11 protein-coding genes are annotated in these 17,163 nt (G+C 71.2%); 5 read left to right on the top strand and 6 right to left on the bottom strand.

Features of this window, described 5'->3' with window-relative positions:
• Positions 1–303: 303 nt before the first annotated feature.
• Complete coding sequence (locus tag P2424_RS23760) at positions 304–1,329, top strand: ATP-dependent 6-phosphofructokinase (RefSeq protein WP_075001907.1); 1,026 nt, start codon at positions 304–306, stop codon at positions 1,327–1,329.
• 71 nt (positions 1,330–1,400) lie between these two features.
• Here the strand turns inward: P2424_RS23760 and P2424_RS23755 are convergent, their stop codons facing one another.
• On the bottom strand, positions 1,401–3,449 hold the full coding sequence (locus tag P2424_RS23755; protein WP_276477756.1) for a hypothetical protein: 2,049 nt from the start codon (positions 3,447–3,449) through the stop codon (positions 1,401–1,403).
• A 433-nt stretch (positions 3,450–3,882) separates the two neighbouring features.
• Here P2424_RS23755 and P2424_RS23750 point away from each other — a divergent pair, with 433 nt between their 5' ends.
• A complete protein-coding gene (locus P2424_RS23750; RefSeq protein WP_276477755.1) occupies positions 3,883–4,509 on the top strand; it encodes an Hsp20/alpha crystallin family protein in 627 nt (208 codons plus the stop codon).
• Between the two features lie 176 nt (positions 4,510–4,685).
• Here P2424_RS23750 and P2424_RS23745 read toward each other — a convergent pair whose 3' ends face one another.
• Positions 4,686–5,405 carry a response regulator gene (locus P2424_RS23745; protein WP_019354675.1) on the bottom strand — a complete coding sequence of 240 codons (720 nt, stop codon included), beginning with the start codon at positions 5,403–5,405 and terminating at the stop codon, positions 4,686–4,688.
• Entirely contained in the window at positions 5,402–7,102 is a 1,701-nt protein-coding gene (locus tag P2424_RS23740) for a sensor histidine kinase (protein WP_276477754.1), read from the bottom strand. Before P2424_RS23740 ends, P2424_RS23745 begins: the two co-directional genes overlap by 4 nt.
• A gap of 270 nt (positions 7,103–7,372) precedes the next feature.
• Between P2424_RS23740 and P2424_RS23735 the strand changes: the two genes are divergently transcribed.
• Positions 7,373–8,704, top strand: coding sequence for a cation:dicarboxylase symporter family transporter (locus P2424_RS23735; RefSeq protein WP_276479100.1), 1,332 nt, complete (start codon positions 7,373–7,375; stop codon positions 8,702–8,704).
• Between the two features lie 49 nt (positions 8,705–8,753).
• On the opposite strand, the gene treS is transcribed toward P2424_RS23735, so the two are convergent.
• The 3 genes from treS to P2424_RS23720 all read right to left on the bottom strand — a co-directional run bounded on the left by treS (position 8,754) and on the right by P2424_RS23720 (position 14,079).
• Entirely contained in the window at positions 8,754–10,463 is a 1,710-nt protein-coding gene (treS, locus tag P2424_RS23730) for a maltose alpha-D-glucosyltransferase (RefSeq protein WP_276477753.1), read from the bottom strand.
• 444 nt (positions 10,464–10,907) lie between these two features.
• Positions 10,908–12,506 (bottom strand): M4 family metallopeptidase, encoded by a 1,599-nt coding sequence (locus tag P2424_RS23725; protein WP_276477752.1) that lies wholly within the window; start codon positions 12,504–12,506, stop codon positions 10,908–10,910.
• Between the two features lie 292 nt (positions 12,507–12,798).
• Positions 12,799–14,079: an MFS transporter gene (locus P2424_RS23720; protein WP_276477751.1), complete on the bottom strand. Its 1,281-nt coding sequence runs from the start codon at positions 14,077–14,079 to the stop codon at positions 12,799–12,801.
• Positions 14,080–14,302: 223 nt separating this feature from the next.
• Here P2424_RS23720 and P2424_RS23715 point away from each other — a divergent pair, with 223 nt between their 5' ends.
• Positions 14,303–15,589, top strand: a complete 1,287-nt coding sequence (locus P2424_RS23715) for an Ig-like domain-containing protein (protein ID WP_276477750.1) — start codon at positions 14,303–14,305, stop codon at positions 15,587–15,589.
• Between the two features lie 269 nt (positions 15,590–15,858).
• Complete coding sequence (locus tag P2424_RS23710) at positions 15,859–17,136, top strand: Ig-like domain-containing protein (protein WP_276477749.1); 1,278 nt, start codon at positions 15,859–15,861, stop codon at positions 17,134–17,136.
• Positions 17,137–17,163 lie beyond the last annotated feature (27 nt).

The raw sequence follows: 17,163 nt of genomic DNA, 5'->3' as shown, positions 1-17,163 counted from the left end.
GGGAGCGCCTCGGGGACCTCTTGAGCAGTTCCGCCTGGAAAGCACCCGTAAGGGTAGGGCTATACCCTTGACAGTACCTGCGTCTCTGGTCCGCACGCGCGCCAGGTGGCCGGCCGGTGCGCTTCCGCCGGAGGGCGTCCGCAGCGGTCCGGATGCTGAACGGGGCCCCTTCCCCCGCCTTCAAGACGTGAAACAATCGCACCGGCTCAGGGACCAGCGGCACCCCCGGACAGTGAGGTCCGACCGTGCCCCAAGCGGCCCGCCTCCCGGGCGGGCATCTACGGAGCAGGAGAAGCGAACCCCATGCGTATCGGAGTGCTCACCGCGGGCGGAGACTGCCCCGGTCTCAACGCCGTGATCCGATCCGTCGTGCATCGCGCCGTACACGACCGCGGCGACGAGGTCATCGGATTCGAGGACGGATTCAAGGGCCTGCTGGAGGGCCGCTACCGGCCCCTGGACATAAACTCCGTCAGCGGCATCCTCGCCCGCGGCGGCACCATCCTCGGCTCGGCCCGGCTGGAGCGGGACCGGCTGCGGGAGGCGTGCAACAACTCCGAGGAGCTGATCGACCGCCTCGGCCTGGACGCGCTGATCCCGATCGGCGGCGAGGGCACCCTGACCGCCGCGCGGATGCTCGCCGAGATCGGGCTGCCGGTCGTCGGCGTCCCCAAGACCATCGACAACGACATCTCCGCCACGGACCGCACCTTCGGCTTCGACACCGCCGTCGGTGTCGCCACCGAGGCCATGGACCGCCTCAAGACCACCGCCGAGTCCCACCAGCGGGTGATGGTCGTGGAGGTCATGGGCCGGCACGCGGGCTGGATCGCGCTGGAGGCGGGCATGGCGGCGGGCGCGCACGCCATCTGCATCCCTGAGCGCAACTTCGAGGTCGACGACCTGGCCAAGATGGTCGAGGAGCGGTTCGCACGGGACAAGAAGTTCGCCATCGTCTGCGTCGCCGAGGGCGCGCACCCGGCCGAGGGCTCCATGCCGTACGAGAAGGGCGTGATCGACCAGTACGGTCACGAGCGCTTCACCGGTATCGGCAACCGGCTCGCGGTCGAGTTGGAGCACCGGCTCGGCAAGGAGGCGCGGCCCGTCATCCTCGGCCACATCCAGCGCGGCGGCACCCCCACGGCCTACGACCGGGTGCTCGCCACCCGCTTCGGCTGGCACGCCGTCGAGGCCGCGCACCGTGGCGAGTTCGGCCGGATGACAGCCCTGCGCGGCACCCGGATCGTGATGGCCCCGCTCGCCGACGCGGTCTCCGAGCTCAAGCGGGTCCCGCAGGACCGGATGGACGAGACCGAAGCGGTCTTCTGAGCCCCGGTTCCGCGGCAGCGGAGCCCGCGCCGCCCGGTCGCGGTGCCGCGAGGGACGTCCCCGACCTCGCGTCACCCGGCCTCGTCCGGGGAGACCGTGAGCCAGGAGCGTCCCATCGTCTGGACGAGATGCACGAGGGTGCGTCGGCTGACGGTCACCCGGAACTGCCCGTCCCGCTCCTCGACGGCACCGACCCGGGGGAAGGCGAGGAAGCCCAGCGCCTCCCGGATCTCCCGCTCGTCGGTGTCCGGTCCACCCTTCCGCAGGTCCCGCACCAGATCGCGCAGGGTCAGCCAGCCCTCCGAGTACTCCGCCTCCTCCAGCAGGGCCTCGACGACGGCTCGCTCGACGGCGAAGCGCCGCTCCTCCTCCTGCCGTGCGGCCTCGATCTCCGTCTCCCGGAGTGCCGGATCGCGGGCGGGGTCGAGCAGGATCTCCAGGAGCCCGGGCGTGGGGGGCATCGTGCGGCGGCTGCGGAGCACGTCGGCCAGCAGACCGGTGTGCAGGACGGCGACCTTGCCGTCCTTGCGCGCGGCCGTCACCACCCGCTCGTGGAAGGCGGGACCGATGAGCAGCGTCGCCTCGGCTCCGAGCTGGTCGCGGTGCTCGGCGAGCCCTTCCAGGTCGACGGCTCTGCGCTCCACCACCCCCGTGGCGGTGGCTTTGGCCTCCACCGCGAACGTCCGCCTCCGGAGACCGGCTCCGAGCCGTACGGCGCCGTCGGTCCGGCCCCTACCGCCGAGGTGCGACCCGTCCAGGCCCAGCTCCTCGAGCGCGGCGACGGCGGCCTTCTCGAGCCGGACGGGGTCCTCGCTCTGCCGGGCCGCGGTCTCCAGTTCGGCCGCCACGTCCTCGGCTGTCGCCCTGCTGCGGACGGGCCCGGGGCCGGTGGCCGGCCGGGGCGGTGTGACGGCGACCGAGTCCGGCGGCAGGGTGCGGAGGAAGGCCCGGCCCAGGGGCGTGGCCCGGTAGGTCTTGCTGGTGATCTTCTTCGCGAGTCCGCAGGAGTCGAGCAGGTGCAGGCGGGCGTGGACGGCCGTCGGCGTGAGGCCGTCTGTCACGTATTCCGCGCTGTGCCGCACGAGGCGGGCTGTGGCGACCGTCTCGGTACCGAGCACGGACAGTATTTCGCCGAAGTACCGGATCGCGGCGTGGATGATCCGGGCCAGGTCGAGCGGATCGTCGTCGGCCAGCCAGGCTTCCGCGGCGGCACCGGGGGCCCAGGCGTTCTCGCCGACGCGCTCGAGCAGCCCGAGGGCGGCGACCGCGTCCAGCGCGGCGCCGGCGGAGGAGGCGGCGACGGGCCTGCCCGCCACCTGATCGCAGAGTTCTCCGAATTCCTCGCGCGCCACTTCGGGCCGGGAGCCGGAGACCAGGATCCGCAGCGCGCGGAGGCGTCCGTTGTCGTCTTTGGGGCCGGGGATGTAGAGGTTGCGGCCGGTCCCCCTCGTCTCCCAGCCCGCGGTGCTCCGTTCCGCCCACAGGCGGCGTACCGCAGCACCGGCGGGGGGCACGCTCGGCAGCGCGGTCTCCTGCGGACTCCTCGCACCGCAGGCCGGTTCGCCGAGTTCCAGGCTGCCGAGCAGGGTGCGGCCGCTGTCGGTGAGCCGGGCCCTGCCGCCGAAGTAGGTGATCATGCCGGTCACCCGGAGCCAGATCGTCCGCTGCCGCACAGGCGTGACGGTCTGCCAGTCGAAGCCGTATCTCTCCCTGCCCAGCCTCAGCAGCTCCTCCAGGCCGAGTGGCTGGTCCTCGAGGGCCGCCAGCAGTTCGCCGACGAACGCCACATGGCGGTGAAAGGTGCCCACCAGGACGTCGTGCCGTCCCGTCCGCCGCCAGTCCAGGGCGGCCGGCGTCGGCTTCACCCGTGACCCCTCGCGCGCGACGACCCCCACACTTCCCAGCCGCCGCACGGCGTCGCGGACGGTGATGCTGTCGCCCTCCTCCGGCCAGGCGAGGTGATCCGTCCCCTCACGTCCGGTACCGAGCTGGTCGATGAGCCGCCGCAGGGCGGCCAGTTGCCGATCGTTGCCGCCGGGCAGCAGGGGCAGGGCATCGGAGCGCGCGGGAAGCGGGGACAGCGCTCCGACGGGCACGCTGTCGAGAGAGGGCATCGTCACGGACAGGAGTGTAGACACCAGGGGAGGAAAATATCCGACGAGCGGGAAAAGGCTGTGATGCCCGCAGTCGACCTCGGCTCTCGGACGCCGGAGCGACGCCCGCGCGATGGCACCGCTCGGCTCATTGACGCCCCCGGTGGGGTACCTGCGGCCTTGCGTCACCGCACCGCTGGGGATTTTCATGCCTGTGTTCGCCCCGGCCGGCCGCGGCTCCTCACTCAACTTGACCTAATCGCAACGTAGTCGGCGCATATCCGTTGGTCACCGCCACGACCTGCAATGATGGAGATGTGGTGGAGGTGCGGCGAACCGGCGCGTGCCCGGGAAGAGTTGGATATCGCGGGGTCCGTGTGCCCGGAGTTGAGGATGCGAGTACCGTGCTGTCACCCGTCGTGCGTGCATCTCGCATGATGGTCCTACCGGAAGGAAAACGATGACAGCACTGCGCCTCAGATGGCAGCGGTCGGTCGCCATCGCGGCGACCGGTGCCGCGGCGTTCGTCGGCACCGCGATAGCGGCTGCCCCCGCCCAGGCACACACCCCTTCATGGTCGGTGACCTGCGACTCGGTCTCGATCGACCTGAAGATGTACGCGCCGAAGGACAACAAGGTCACCGTCAAGGCCGGTGGCGAGACGCTGATCAGCGAGACCTTCGGGCGCAGCTTCCACAAGAAGGTCGACCTGCCCGAGCACAGCAAGCCCCTGAAGGTCACCGCCCAGGTCGTGGCCTCGGACGGCGACAAGTACTCGTGGGGCCCGGAGACCAAGAAGTCCCCGGTCTGCGAGAAGCCGACGCCCAGCCCGACGCCCAGCGAGTCGGAGTCCACCCCGCCCTCCTCGCCCAGCCCCTCGCAGAGCCCCAGCGAGAAGCCGGAGCCGAGCGCGCCCGAGTCCAGCTCCAGCGCCCCGGCGGAGAAGCCGCAGGGCGGCGGTGACGACCTGGCCGAGACGGGTTCCTCCAGCAACACCCCGATGATCGCCGGCATCGCGGCCGCCGTGGTCGTCGCAGGCGGGGGCCTCGTCGCCTTCGCGCGCAAGCGCCGCTCCTCGCAGAGCTGATCCACCCGGGGCTGTCCCCCGTGCAGCCCCGGACCGTTCGTTCGGACGGTTGACGGACAGCCCGCACCACCGCCCGGCGGCCCGCCTCGGCCGGCCGCCGGGCGGCCCGGGCCCATCGGCCCCCCGTCCGGCGGAGCGGCAGCCCCGTCGGCCGGGATCCGGTGGCGGACGGGTCCCTACGGCCCGCCCGAGGCCGGGCCCCCGCGCCACAGGTAGTGGTGCTCGGGGCGCCCCACCTGCCCGTAGCGCTGCCGCCGCTCCGCGGAGCCGGTGGTGACGAGGTGTTCGAGATAGCGGCGTGCGGTGATCCGGTTCACGCCGAGCGCCGCCGCCGCCTCACTCGCCGTCAGCCCCTCCCGAGCCGCCTCCCGCAGCCGGTCCGTCACCCGCGCCAGCGTCGGGGAACTCAGCCCCTTCGGCAGCGCCGAGGCGGTGGGAGCCGCCCGCAGCACCGACAGCGTCCGGTCCACCTCGTCCTGACTGACCGCCTCGCCACCGGCCTCGGCCGTGGCGCGGAAGTCCGCGTAGCGCAGCAGCCGGTCGCTGAGCGTGCGGAACGTGAACGGCTTCAGCACATGCTGGACGACCCCGAGCGCGACCCCCTCGCGGATCATCGTCAGATCGCGGGCCGACGTCACCGCGAACACGTCCTCCGAATGGCCCGCCGCACGCAGGGCGCGCAGCAGGTCCAGGCCGCTGCCGTCGGGCAGATACAGATCGAGCAGGATCAGATCGACGCCCCCGCCCCGGCCCGCCGCGTCCTCCAGGGCACGGAGCGCCTCGGCCCGGGAGTGCGCCTTCCCGGCCACCTCGAAGCCCGGCACCCGGCTGACGTAGAGGGCGTGCGCGTCGGCCGCCACGGGATCGTCCTCGACGACCAGGACACGGAGTGTCATCGCGGTACCTCCTGGGTCCCTGCCTTCCGGGGCAGCGGCAGCCGCACCTCGAACTCGGCACCCGCGCCGGGCAGATCGCGGGCGTGCACCTCGCCCCCGTGCCGGTGCGCCGTCTGCCGCACCAGGGCCAGGCCGATGCCGCCGCCGCGGCCGGGTTTGGTGGACCAGTTCCGCTCGAAGAGCCGGTCCCCGGCCCCGGGCGGCAGGCCGGGACCGGTGTCGGCCACGCGCAGCAGCAGGACGCCGGAGCGGGTGCACCGGACCGTGACCGTCACCCGGGGACTGTCCGGGGCGGGTTCGTCGCCGGCCGGACCCGGGCCCGGCAGCCGGCCGGTGGGCGCGGCCGTGACGGCCTCGACCGCGTTGTCGATCAGATTGCCCAGCACCGTCACCAGGTCCCGGCCCGGGATCCCGGGCACGTCCTCGACACCGGAGTCCGCCGCGAGGAGCAACTCGACGCCGCGCTCCTTGGCCTGCGCGGCCTTGCCCAGCAGCAGCGCGGCCAGCACCGGTTCCCGCACCGCGCTCACCACCCGGTCGGTCAGCGCCTGCGCCAGCTCCAGTTCCTCGGTCGCGAAGCGCACGGCCTCCGTCACCCGGCCCAGTTCGATCAGGGAGACGACGGTGTGCAGTCGGTTCGCGGCCTCGTGGGCCTGGGAGCGCAGCGCCTCGGCGAAGCCGCGCACCGAGTCCAGCTCACCGGCCAGCGCCCGCAGTTCGGTGTGGTCGCGCAGGGTCACCACCGTGCCGCGGCGTTCCCCGCCGTCCACCGGCGCGGTGTTGACGACCACGATCCGCTCGCCGGTCAGATGGACCTCGTCCCGGCGCGGCTCCTCGGCCAGCAGCGCTTCGGTCAGCTCGGGGGGCAGCCCGAGGTCGCCGACGGTCCGGCCGACCAGGTCCCGCGGTCCGTCCCGGCCCAGCAGCAGGCGGGCGCCGTCGTTGACGAGCGCGACCCGCCCCTCCCCGTCGAGCAGCAGCAGCCCCTCGCGCACCGCGTGCAGCGTCGCCTGGTGGTAGTCGTGCAGCCGGCTGAGTTCGACCGCGTTCATCCCGTGGGTGTGGCGGCGCAGCCGGGCGTTGGTCAGATACGTACCGAGGGCGCCCAGCGCGAGGGCGCCGCCGGCCACCGCGAGCACCGCGGTGAGCTGCTCGCCGACCTGCTCGCTGATGGTGTCGATGGTGATCCCGGCGCTGACCAGGCCGATGATCCGGCCCTCCCGCCCGCCGTGCCCGGCTTCCCGGACGGGCGTGACCACGCGCACCGACGGGCCCAGCGTGCCGGTGTAGGTCTCGTCGAAGGTGTGGCCCCGTAGGGCCGGCCCGATGTGGCCGACGAACTGCTCGCCGATCCGGTTGGGGTCGGGGTGTGTCCACCGCTTGCCCCGCGGATTCATGATCGTCACAAAGCTGACGCCGGTGTCCCGGCGCACCTGCTCGGCGTAGGGCTGCAACCGCGCGCTGGGATCGGCGGAGCCGATGGCCGCCCGTACGGAGGGGGAATCGGCCACGGCCTGCGTCGTGGCCCGGGCGCGGTGCGTCGCCGCTTCCCTGGCCTGTGACTTTCCGGAGACGTACGCGAACACCGCGCAGCCGGCGACCACCACGGCGACCAGGACCACCTGCATGGCGAAGAGCTGTCCTGCCAGGCTGCGCGGGCGGGACCGCAGGGGGAAGCGGGGTCGGGGGACGCGCATCTTCTCAGTCTGCCGTGGCTTGTTTCGTGCACGTAATGCACGTAAGGGTGACGCACATCGCACCGTGTTGCATAGTCGCCGGGACTCAACACGATCGGAATTCGCAATCGAGCGTCCACCAGGGCGTTCCGGCGGAGACATCGTGACGTGACCCATGGACGAGGAGCCGCCGACGTGTCGAAGAAGACACCGCAGCAGGCCGCAGCGGGTGCTGCGCCGGACACCCCGCAGCAGCCGGGGCCCAAGCGGGACCGCACCCATTACCTCTACATCGCGGTGATCGGCGCCGTGCTGCTGGGCGTGGTGCTGGGACTGACGGCGCCGGGTGTGGCCACCGAGCTGAAACCGCTCGGCACGGGGTTCGTCAGTCTCATCAAGATGATGATCTCTCCGATCATCTTCTGCACGATCGTGCTGGGCATCGGCTCGGTCCGCAAGGCGGCCAAGGTCGGTGCGGTCGGCGGCCTGGCGCTCGGCTACTTCCTGGTGATGTCGCTGGTGGCGCTGGCGATCGGGCTGGTCGTCGGCAACGTCCTGGAGCCGGGCCACGGGCTGCAGCTCACCGACGCCGCGCGGGACGCGGGCGCCTCGCAGGCCGAGGGCGGCGAGGGCCTGACCGACTTCCTGCTCGGCATGATCCCCACCACCATGGTCTCCGCCTTCACCGGGGGCGAGGTGCTGCAGACCCTGCTCATCGCGCTGCTGGTCGGCTTCGCGCTGCAGGCCATGGGCTCGGCGGGGGAGCCGGTGCTGCGCGGCATCGGGCACCTGCAGAAGGTCGTCTTCCGGGTGCTGGCGATGATCATGTGGGTGGCCCCGGTCGGCGCCTTCGGCGCGATGGCGGCGGTGGTCGGTGAGACGGGCGTGGACGCGCTGAAGTCCCTCGCCGTCATCATGATCGGCTTCTATCTGACCTGCTTCGTGTTCGTCTTCGTCGTGCTCGGGACGATGCTGCGGCTGTTCACCGGCGTGAACATCTTCAAGCTGCTGAAGTACCTGGGCCGGGAGTTCCTGCTGATCCTGTCCACCTCCTCGTCCGAGTCGGCGCTGCCCCGGCTGATCGCGAAGATGGAGCACCTGGGCGTCAGCCGGCCCGTCGTGGGCATCACCGTGCCCACCGGCTACTCCTTCAACCTCGACGGCACCATGATCTACCTGACCATGGCCTCGATCTTCGTCGCCGAGGCCATGGGCAACCCACTCGGCATCGGCGAGCAGATCTCGCTGCTGATCTTCATGTTCGTCGCGTCCAAGGGCGCCGCCGGAGTGACCGGCGCCGGGCTGGCCACCCTGGCCGGCGGCCTCCAGTCGCACCGCCCCGAACTGGTGGACGGTGTCGGGCTGATCGTCGGCATCGACCGGTTCATGAGCGAGGCCCGCGCATTGACCAACTTCGCCGGGAACGCCGTGGCCACGGTGCTGGTCGGCACCTGGACCAAGGAGATCGACCGGGAGCGCGTCGGCGAGGTGCTGCGCGGTGCGCTGCCCTTCGACGAGCGGACCCTGGAGGCCGCCCACGAGCCCGTCCCGGGCCGGCAGGAGCCCGCGGCCGGGCAGGTCCCGCCGCAGGAGCGCGCCGCCGCGGCGGCCACCAAGAGCTGATCCGGACGTGCCCCGGGCCGGGCGGGCGGTCGCGGCCCGGGGCACCGGATCAGGTCCTGCGCAGCCGGAACCAGTAGAAGCCGTGCCCCGCGAGTGTCAGCAGATAGGGCAGGCCCGCGATGGCGGGGAAGCGGACGCCGCCGATCAGTTCCACGGGGACCCGCCCCTTCCACTCCCGCAGGTCCAACTCGGTCGGCTGTGGGAACCGCGAGAAGTTGTGCACGCACATCACCAGGTCGTCACCGCCGTCGGGGAGCCCGAGCTCCCGCAGGAAGGCCAGGACGCACGGGTTGGAGGAGGAGAGCTCCTCGTAGGAGCCCAGCCCGAAGGCGGGGTTCTGCTTGCGCACCTCGATCACCCGCCGGGTCCAGTGCAGCAGCGAACTCGGCGAGCTCATGGCGGCCTCGACGTTGGTGGCCTGGTAGCCGTGCACCGGGTCCATGACGGTCGGCAGGAACAGCCGCCCCGGATCGCAGGAGGAGAACCCGGCGTTGCGGTCGGGCGTCCACTGCATGGGGGTGCGGACGGCGTCCCGGTCGCCGAGCCAGATGTTGTCGCCCATGCCGATCTCGTCGCCGTAGTAGAGGATGGGGGAGCCGGGCAGCGACAGCAGCAGCGCGGTGAACAGTTCGATCTGCTTGCGGTCGTTGTCCAGCAGCGGTGCCAGTCGGCGACGGATACCGATGTTGGCCCGCATCCGTGGGTCCTTGGCGTACTCCGCGTACATGTAGTCGCGCTCCTCGTCGGTGACCATCTCCAGGGTCAGCTCGTCGTGGTTGCGCAGGAAGACCCCCCACTGGCAGCGGGAGGGGATCGCGGGCGTCTTGGCGAGGATCTCGGAGACGGGGTAGCGCGACTCGCGGCGCACGGCCATGAAGATGCGCGGCATGACCGGGAAGTGAAAGGCCATGTGGCACTCGTCGCCGCCCGTCGCGTAGTCGCCGAAGTAGTCGACGACGTCCTCCGGCCACTGGTTGGCCTCGGCCAGCAGCACGGTGTCGGGGTAGCGGGCGTCGACGATCCGGCGGACCCGTTTGAGGAAGGCGTGCGACTGCGGGAGGTTCTCGCAGGTGGTGCCCTCCTCCGCGTACAGGTAGGGGACCGCGTCCAGCCGGAAGCCGTCGATGCCCAGGTCCAGCCAGAACCGCAGGGCGGAGATCATCTCGTCCTGGACCCGCGGGTTGTCGTAGTTGAGGTCGGGCTGGTGGGAGAAGAAGCGGTGCCAGAAGTACTGCTTGCGCACCGGGTCGAAGGTCCAGTTGGACACCTCGGTGTCGACGAAGATGACGCGTGCGTCCTGGAACTGCTTGTCGTCGTCGGCCCAGATGTAGTAGTCGCCCCACGGCCCCTCCGGATCGCGCCGGGACTCCTGGAACCACGGGTGCTGGTCGCTGGTGTGGTTCATGACGAAGTCGATGATCACGCGCATGCCGCGCTGGTGCGCGGCGTCCACGAACTCCACGAAGTCCGCGAGGTCGCCGAACTCGGGGAGCACGCAGGTGTAGTCGGAGACGTCGTAGCCGCCGTCCTTGAGCGGGGACTCGAAGAACGGCGGCAGCCACAGACAGTCCACGCCGAGCCACTGGAGGTAGTCCAGCTTCGCGGTGAGCCCTCTCAGGTCCCCGACGCCGTCGCCGTCGCTGTCGTGGAAGGAGCGGACGAGGACTTCGTAGAAGACGGCGCGCTTGAACCAGTCGGGATCGCGGTCCCGGGCGGGGGTGTCCTCGAAAGTGTCGGGGACGGGCTCATTGACGCTCATACGTGGGTGACGCTCCGGTCGGTGAGGACGGTCGCAGGGTGCGGGGCGGGCCGGGGCGGAGGGCTCACCTCCTCCGCGGGAGCCGCACGCCGTCCTCCCTGCCCCGGTGATCGGGCTGTTCGGCGCACGCGGCGCGTACCGGCAGGGCCCGGAACCGCTCAACTGAGCGGCATACGGTCCGGATGCGAAGCGCGAGCTGTTCAACGACTCCGCCGCAGCGTGGGTGTGGTGCGCCGGCGACCGCCCTCGCCACCCGGACACCGCCGGCAGCCACGGCGGGCCCGAGCGGTGCGCCGGTGAGGACCCGCACCGGCGCGCTGTCCGGAACGGCAACGGCTCCCAGGACCTCGACAGGTCCTGGGAGCCGATGTGATGCCGGCGCGTGCACCGGTCCGCCGTATCCCTGTCGGGGGACGGGACGAAGCCGGCGGGCGGCGCCGCAGGTCAGCTACCGGTCACGTTCACCCCGGTCCAGGCGGCCTCGACCGCCTTGACCTCGGCGCTGTCCGCGCCGTAGAGGTCGGTGGCGGACTGGACGGTCGCCTTGCGCGCGTCCGCGTAGTCCGTCGTCGACGTCATCTGCTCGGCGAGCGCCTTGAACCAGATCTGCTCGGCCTTCTCGATGCCGATCCCGTCCAGCTTCTCGCCGTTCTTGGTGGGAGAGTTGTACTTCACGCCGTTCACCTCCCGCTCCCCGCTGCCCACGGACAGCAGGAAGAAGAAGTGGTTGGCGATGCCGGAGGAGTAGTGGACGTCCACGTCCCCGGCCTCGGGGCTCCAGTAGTCCAGCGAGCTGCCGTCCTTGCTGGGCTCGTCCATGTAGCGCAGCGGGGTGCCGTCGCCGTTGATGTCGATCTTCTCGCCGACGAGGTAATCCGGCACGTCGTCCGGGCTGTCGGCGTGGAACTCGACCGCGGCGGCGAAGATGTCGGAGGTGGCCTCGTTCAGGCCGCCCGACTCGCCCGCGTAGACCAGGTCGGCCGTGGTCGAGGTGACCCCGTGCGACATCTCGTGCGCCGCGACGTCCAGCGAGGTGAGCGGGTTCTTGTTGCCCTGGCCGTCGCCGTAGGTCATGCAGAAGCAGGAGTCGTCCCAGAAGGCGTTGACATAGTTGTCGCCGTAGTGGACCCGGCTGAGGGCGCCCTTGCCGTCGCCCGCGATGCCCTCGCGGCCGTGCACCTGCTTGTAGTAGTCCCAGGTCTGCCCGGCGCCGTAGTGCGCGTCCACGCCCGCGGTGGCCCGGTCGTCGGCGGTGCCGTCGCCCCAGACGTCGTCGTCGTCGGTGAAGACCGTGCCCTCACCGCTCTGGCCGCCGTTGAGGTCGGAGGTGCGGTTGCCGCCGCGCGCGTCGTCCTTCATCGTGAACGAGCCGGACGAGCCCGAGGTGCCGATCTCGACCTTGCCGCTGTACTGGCTGTTGCCGGTGCCCTCCTTGATGCCCTGGAACTCGAAGAGCTTCTTGCCGGTCTTCGCGTCCGTGATCACGTGGAGCTGGTTGGGCGCACCGGACTTCTGCACGCCGCCGACGACGGTCTCCCAGGCGAGCACGGGCTTGCCCTCGCCCGCCCAGACGATCTTCCGGGGCGCCTTGCTGCCCTTGGCCTCGGCCGTGACGGGCTTGTGCGCGGCGGGGGCCGACGTCTTCACCGCGATCTTCGCGCGGGTGGCCTTGGAGGTGCCGGTGCGCTTGCCGGAGGCGGACTTGTGCACCACGAGATCGCCGCCGAGTACGGGCAGCCCGTCGTAGGTGCGCTCGTAACGGACGTGTGTGGAGCCGTCCTTGTTCTTGACGACATCCTTGACGTGGAGCTTCTCCTTGGCGCCGAGGCCCAGGGCGCGGGCGTCGGCGGACTTCGCCGCCTCGGTGTTCGCCGCCTTGACCAGCTTGGTGTGCTGGCCGGCGGTCAGCTGTGCGGGCAGCGCGCCGTTCGCGGTGGTCTCGCCGGCCGGGGCGGCGCCCGCGGTTCCGGCGGTGACTCCTGCCGCGACCAGGGCCGCCGTGGCGGCGAGGGCGGATATCCGCTGCTTGGAGGTGAATCTCACGTCGGTGACTCCTTCTGCCGTGGGGACCGGACGGCATGACTGATCAACCGCCCGGGCAGAACTGAACTGCGGTGCGCCACGCGAAAGTACGGACGGGAATCGTGCTGCTGTACGCATCCCGGGTGACGTGCAGTGAGCCTGCCACTTTCGACATGGACATGTCACCGGCGCATCGATCTCTGATCAGAGGTTGGCCAGATTCTGTTCGTTGATACGAAACCCGCGCCCGCATAGCGGACAACTGGCAGGAGTGCTTCCGCTGTCCAGCGCCCTGCTCCGCGCGGGAGCGGGCTCAGACGTTGACGTCGCGGGCCGCCGCGCCGCGCCCCGCGGACGGCTCCCCGCCGGCCGGGGCCCGGCGGGGGACCGCGCGCAGCGTGCGGACGGCCGGGACCGACAGCAGCGCCGCACTGATCCCGATCATGATCACGCCGCCGGCGAGCAGCACCGTCCGGGCTCCGAGCAGCTGCGCCGCCGGGCCGGCCAGCGCCTGGCCCGCGGGCATCATGGCGAGTGAGCCGGCCACCTCGTAGGCGTGAATGCGGTTGAGGATCTGCCCGGGCACCTGGGTCTGCACGCTGGTCGCCCACATCACGCTCCACACGCCGCCGCCCACGCCCCAGACGGCCGCGGCCGCCATCATGGCCGCGGGCGGCAGGTCCAGGCCGACCGCGGCGGGATAGCAGCAGCACCCGAGCAGTGCGACCGACCCGGCGCGCAGTTGCCGTTCGGGCCGGAAGCGCAGTGCCAGCAGCCCGCCCAGCGCGGTGCCGCCGCCCAGCGCCGAGTTGACGAGCCCGTAGACCCCCGGCCCCTCCGACGGGATGATCTCGGCGGCGGTCAGCGGCACCAGCGGTCCGGAGACGGTGACCATGTAGACCATCCAGATGAGGATGACGCTCCACATCCAGGTGCGGGCCCGGAACTCGCGCCACCCCTCGGCGAGATCGGCGCGGTAGCGGGTGCGCTCCGCCGGGCGGCCCCGGGCGGCCGGCAGCCGCAGCAGCGCCAGGCACACCGCGCTGAGCAGATAGGTCCCGGCGTGCGCCGCGAACACCCCGCCCGGGGAGAAGCCGCCCACCAGCGCACCGGCGAGGGCCGGGCCCACCAGCATGGCCAGGGACTCCGCCGTGCGGATCAGCCCGTTGGCGCCCTGCACGTCATCGGCCACCCGGGGGATGGTGCCGGCGACACCCGGCTGGAACAGGCCCGCGCAGATACCGTTGACGGCGCCGATCGCGCACACCTGCCACAGCACGACGTGCCCGCTGAGGAAGAGCGCCGACATGCCGGCCTGGGTGACCACCCGCACCAGATCCGAACCGATCATCAGCGTCCGGGTGTCGAACCGGTCGCAGAAGACACCCCCGAAGATGACGAAGCCCGCCAGGAACACCGTCAGCGAGGCCAGCGCCGCCCCGATCGCGCCGGGTCCGTGGCCGTGCTGGAGCAGTCCGGCGGACAGCGCGATGGGCAGCATCGCGTCACCGAGCTTGGCGACGGCCCGGCCGGTGAAGAACAGGGCGAAGTTGCGGGAACGCAGAGAGGCTGACGCGGCACCGGAAGAGGTCACGTCCAGTCAGTGTGGCCAAGGGCGCGGTCCGGAGCGAACGGATTTCGCGCGGCGCCGGTACCCGCGCGCCGCGCTCCGGGCGGCTCGGCGGCCCCGGGGATTCCTCGTTCACTCGCGTGAGCCCGGTGTCCCTCCCGCACGCGCTTCGTTGGTCCGTTCGTCCGGGTGAGAGCGGGCGGCTGAAAGCCCTCGACAGCAGGCGACGCACAGGAGCGGGGACGGCATGAAGCGGGGCAGGACGGCACGGCGAGTCGGGGCGCTGTTGCACCACGCCGGGTGCGTACGGCGGGCGGTACGCGCTGTGCCGGCCGCTGTGGCGTTCGCGCTGCTGTGCACCGCACCCGCCGGATGCGCCGTCGTGGACGACTCCAAGCCGCCGGGGGGAGCCATCCGGGTGACGCCCGAGGACGGTGCCCGCGACGTGCCCACCGACGCCCGGGTGGAGGTCTCGGTCCCGGAAGGGAAGCTGCGCAGCGTCCGTATGCAGCACAAGGGCAAGGACGCCGGGCGCGCCATCGCCGGCCGGTTCTCCGCCGACCGGCGGAGCTGGCGTCCGCTGCCCGCCTCCGCGGAGAACGCCTCCGGACGCGGAGCCGGGCACGGCAAGGGCACGGTGCTGGAGTTGGCCGGCACCTACGAGCTGGACGTGGTGGCCGTCGACGGCGAGGGCGACCGGGTGATCCGGCACGCCACCTTCTCCACCCGGGTGCCGCCGCACCGCTTCGTGGGCTACTTCCGTCCGGAGGACGGCCAGACCGTCGGCACCGCGATGATCGTCTCGCTGGAGTTCAGCCGGCCCATCGCCGACCGGGCGGCCGTGGAGCGCGCCATCGACGTCACCTCCACCCCCCGTGTGGAGATCGCACCTCACTGGTTCGGCCGCAACAGACTCGACTTCCGGCCGCGCACCTATTGGCAGCCCGGCACCGAGGTGACCCTCGACCTGCGGCTGCGCGATGTCCGCGGAGCGCCCGGCGTCTACGGGACACAGCGCAAGCAGGTGACGTTCACCGTCGGCCGCGACCAGCGCAGTGTCGTGGACGTGGACCGCGGCACCCTGACCGTGCGGCAGGGCGGCCGGAAGGTCGACCGGTTGGACATCACGGCGGGCACGAAGAAGAACCCGACGTACAACGGCCGCATGGTCATCAGCGAGAAGTTCCAGGAGACCCGGATGAACGGCGACACCGTGGGCTTCGGCGGCGAGTACGACATCAAGGACGTCCCGCACGCGATGCGCCTCACCCGTAGCGGCACCTTCCTGCACGGCAACTACTGGGCACCCGAGCGCACGTTCGGCAAGAAGAACACCAGTCACGGGTGTGTCGGACTGGAGGACGAGCGCGGTGGGGACGACAAGTCGCCCGCCGGCCGGTTCTTCCACCGCTCGCTGATCGGCGACCTGGTCACCGTGCGCGGTTCGCACGACCGGACCGTGGCGGCGGACAACGGACTGGGCGGCTGGAACATGCCGTGGGAGACCTGGGTGCGGGGTTCGGCCCTGAACTGACCGCGGCCGGGAAGGCGTCCCGCCTCCCGGCCGTCCCCTTCCTCTCGTCCGCAGCCTGTGAACCGGGCGCTCCCCTCCTTCCGGCCTTCCCAAAAACGCGACCGAATGGTGACCCCGGAGTGCGGTTCGCCGTCATTGCGGTGTGGTTATCTAACAATGCGGATGCGCGCCGCCGTTCATGTGCCGTTCACGGCCGGCGGCGCGATGTCGCGTTTTCGGGGGCGCACACGGGTGCGCGAAGCCGTGTGAGGACAAGGGATGGGGCCGTCTTGGATCTGAAGACCGTGGCCGGGGAGAAGCTCACGTGGAAGGCGATCCGGGGGGACAGCCGCGCCCGGATCATCGGAGGCTCAGCCGTCGGCTTCGTCGTGCTGCTGGTGGTGCTGCTGCTCACGTTGACCACCTGCGGCGGCGGTGGCGGCACCGACGCCCGCGCGAACAGCGGGGACGGCGACCGGGACAAGCCCGCCAAGGGGCCCTCCGAAGCCGTGCTGACCGTCGCGCCCGAGGACGGCGCCGACGACGTGAAGACCTCGGGTGTCCTGGAGGTCCAGGCGGCCAAGGGCAAGCTGACGAAGGTGACCGTCCAGGACACCAAGGGCACGAAGGTCGAGGGGAAGCTCGCCGAGGGCGGCACGGTGTGGCGCCCCGCCACCCACCTGGCAGCGGGTACCAAGTACACGGTGGACGCCGTGGCAGAGGACTCCGAGGGGCGGGCCGCGGCCAAGCACGCCGCGTTCACCACGTTCGTCCCGCAGAACACGTTCGTGGGGTATTTCACGCCGGAGAACGGCGACAAGGTCGGCGCCGGGATGCCGTTCTCGATCAACTTCAACCGTCCGGTGGCCCACCGGGAGGCCGTGGAGAAGGCGATATCCGTGACCGCGGACCCGGAGGTCGAGGTGGCGGGTCACTGGTTCGGCAACCAGCGCCTCGACTTCCGGCCCGAGAAGTACTGGAAGGCCGGGACGAAGGTCGCCGTCGACCTCAATCTCAGCGGCGTCGAGGGCGCCGAGGGCGTCTACGGGACGCAGCGCAAGACCGTGCGGTTCACCGTCGGCAGGCAGCAGGTCAGCGTGGTGGACGCGAAGAAGAAGACGATGACCGTGACCCGCGACGGTGAGAAGATCAAGACCTTCCCCATCTCCTCCGGCCGCCCGGCCAACCCCACCTACAACGGTGTGATGGTCATCAGCGAGAAGCACGAGGTCACCCGGATGAACGGGGACACCGTGGGGTTCGGCGGCGAGTACGACATCAAGGACGTCCCGCACGCGATGCGGCTGAGCACCTCGGGCACCTTCATCCACGGCAACTACTGGATGGCCAAGTCCCAGTTCGGCAAGGTCAACAGCAGCCACGGCTGTGTGGGCCTGTTCGACCTGCGCGGAGGCGGCGCCAACGGGACGCCGGGCGCCTGGTTCTTCAGCCACTCCATGGTCGGCGACGTGGTCGAGGTCGAGAACTCGCAGGACGACACCATCAAGCCGGACAACGGTCTCAACGGCTGGAACATGTCCTGGGAGAAGTGGACGGCGAAGCAGTAGCAGGCCGTGGCCCGGACGGTTCGCCGC

The organism is Streptomyces sp. WMMB303, assembly GCF_029351045.1.
Classification (GTDB): Bacteria; Actinomycetota; Actinomycetes; order Streptomycetales; family Streptomycetaceae; genus Streptomyces.
The sequence above is the reverse complement of the archived record's forward strand: the minus strand, read 5'-3'. Positions and strand labels throughout refer to the sequence as shown.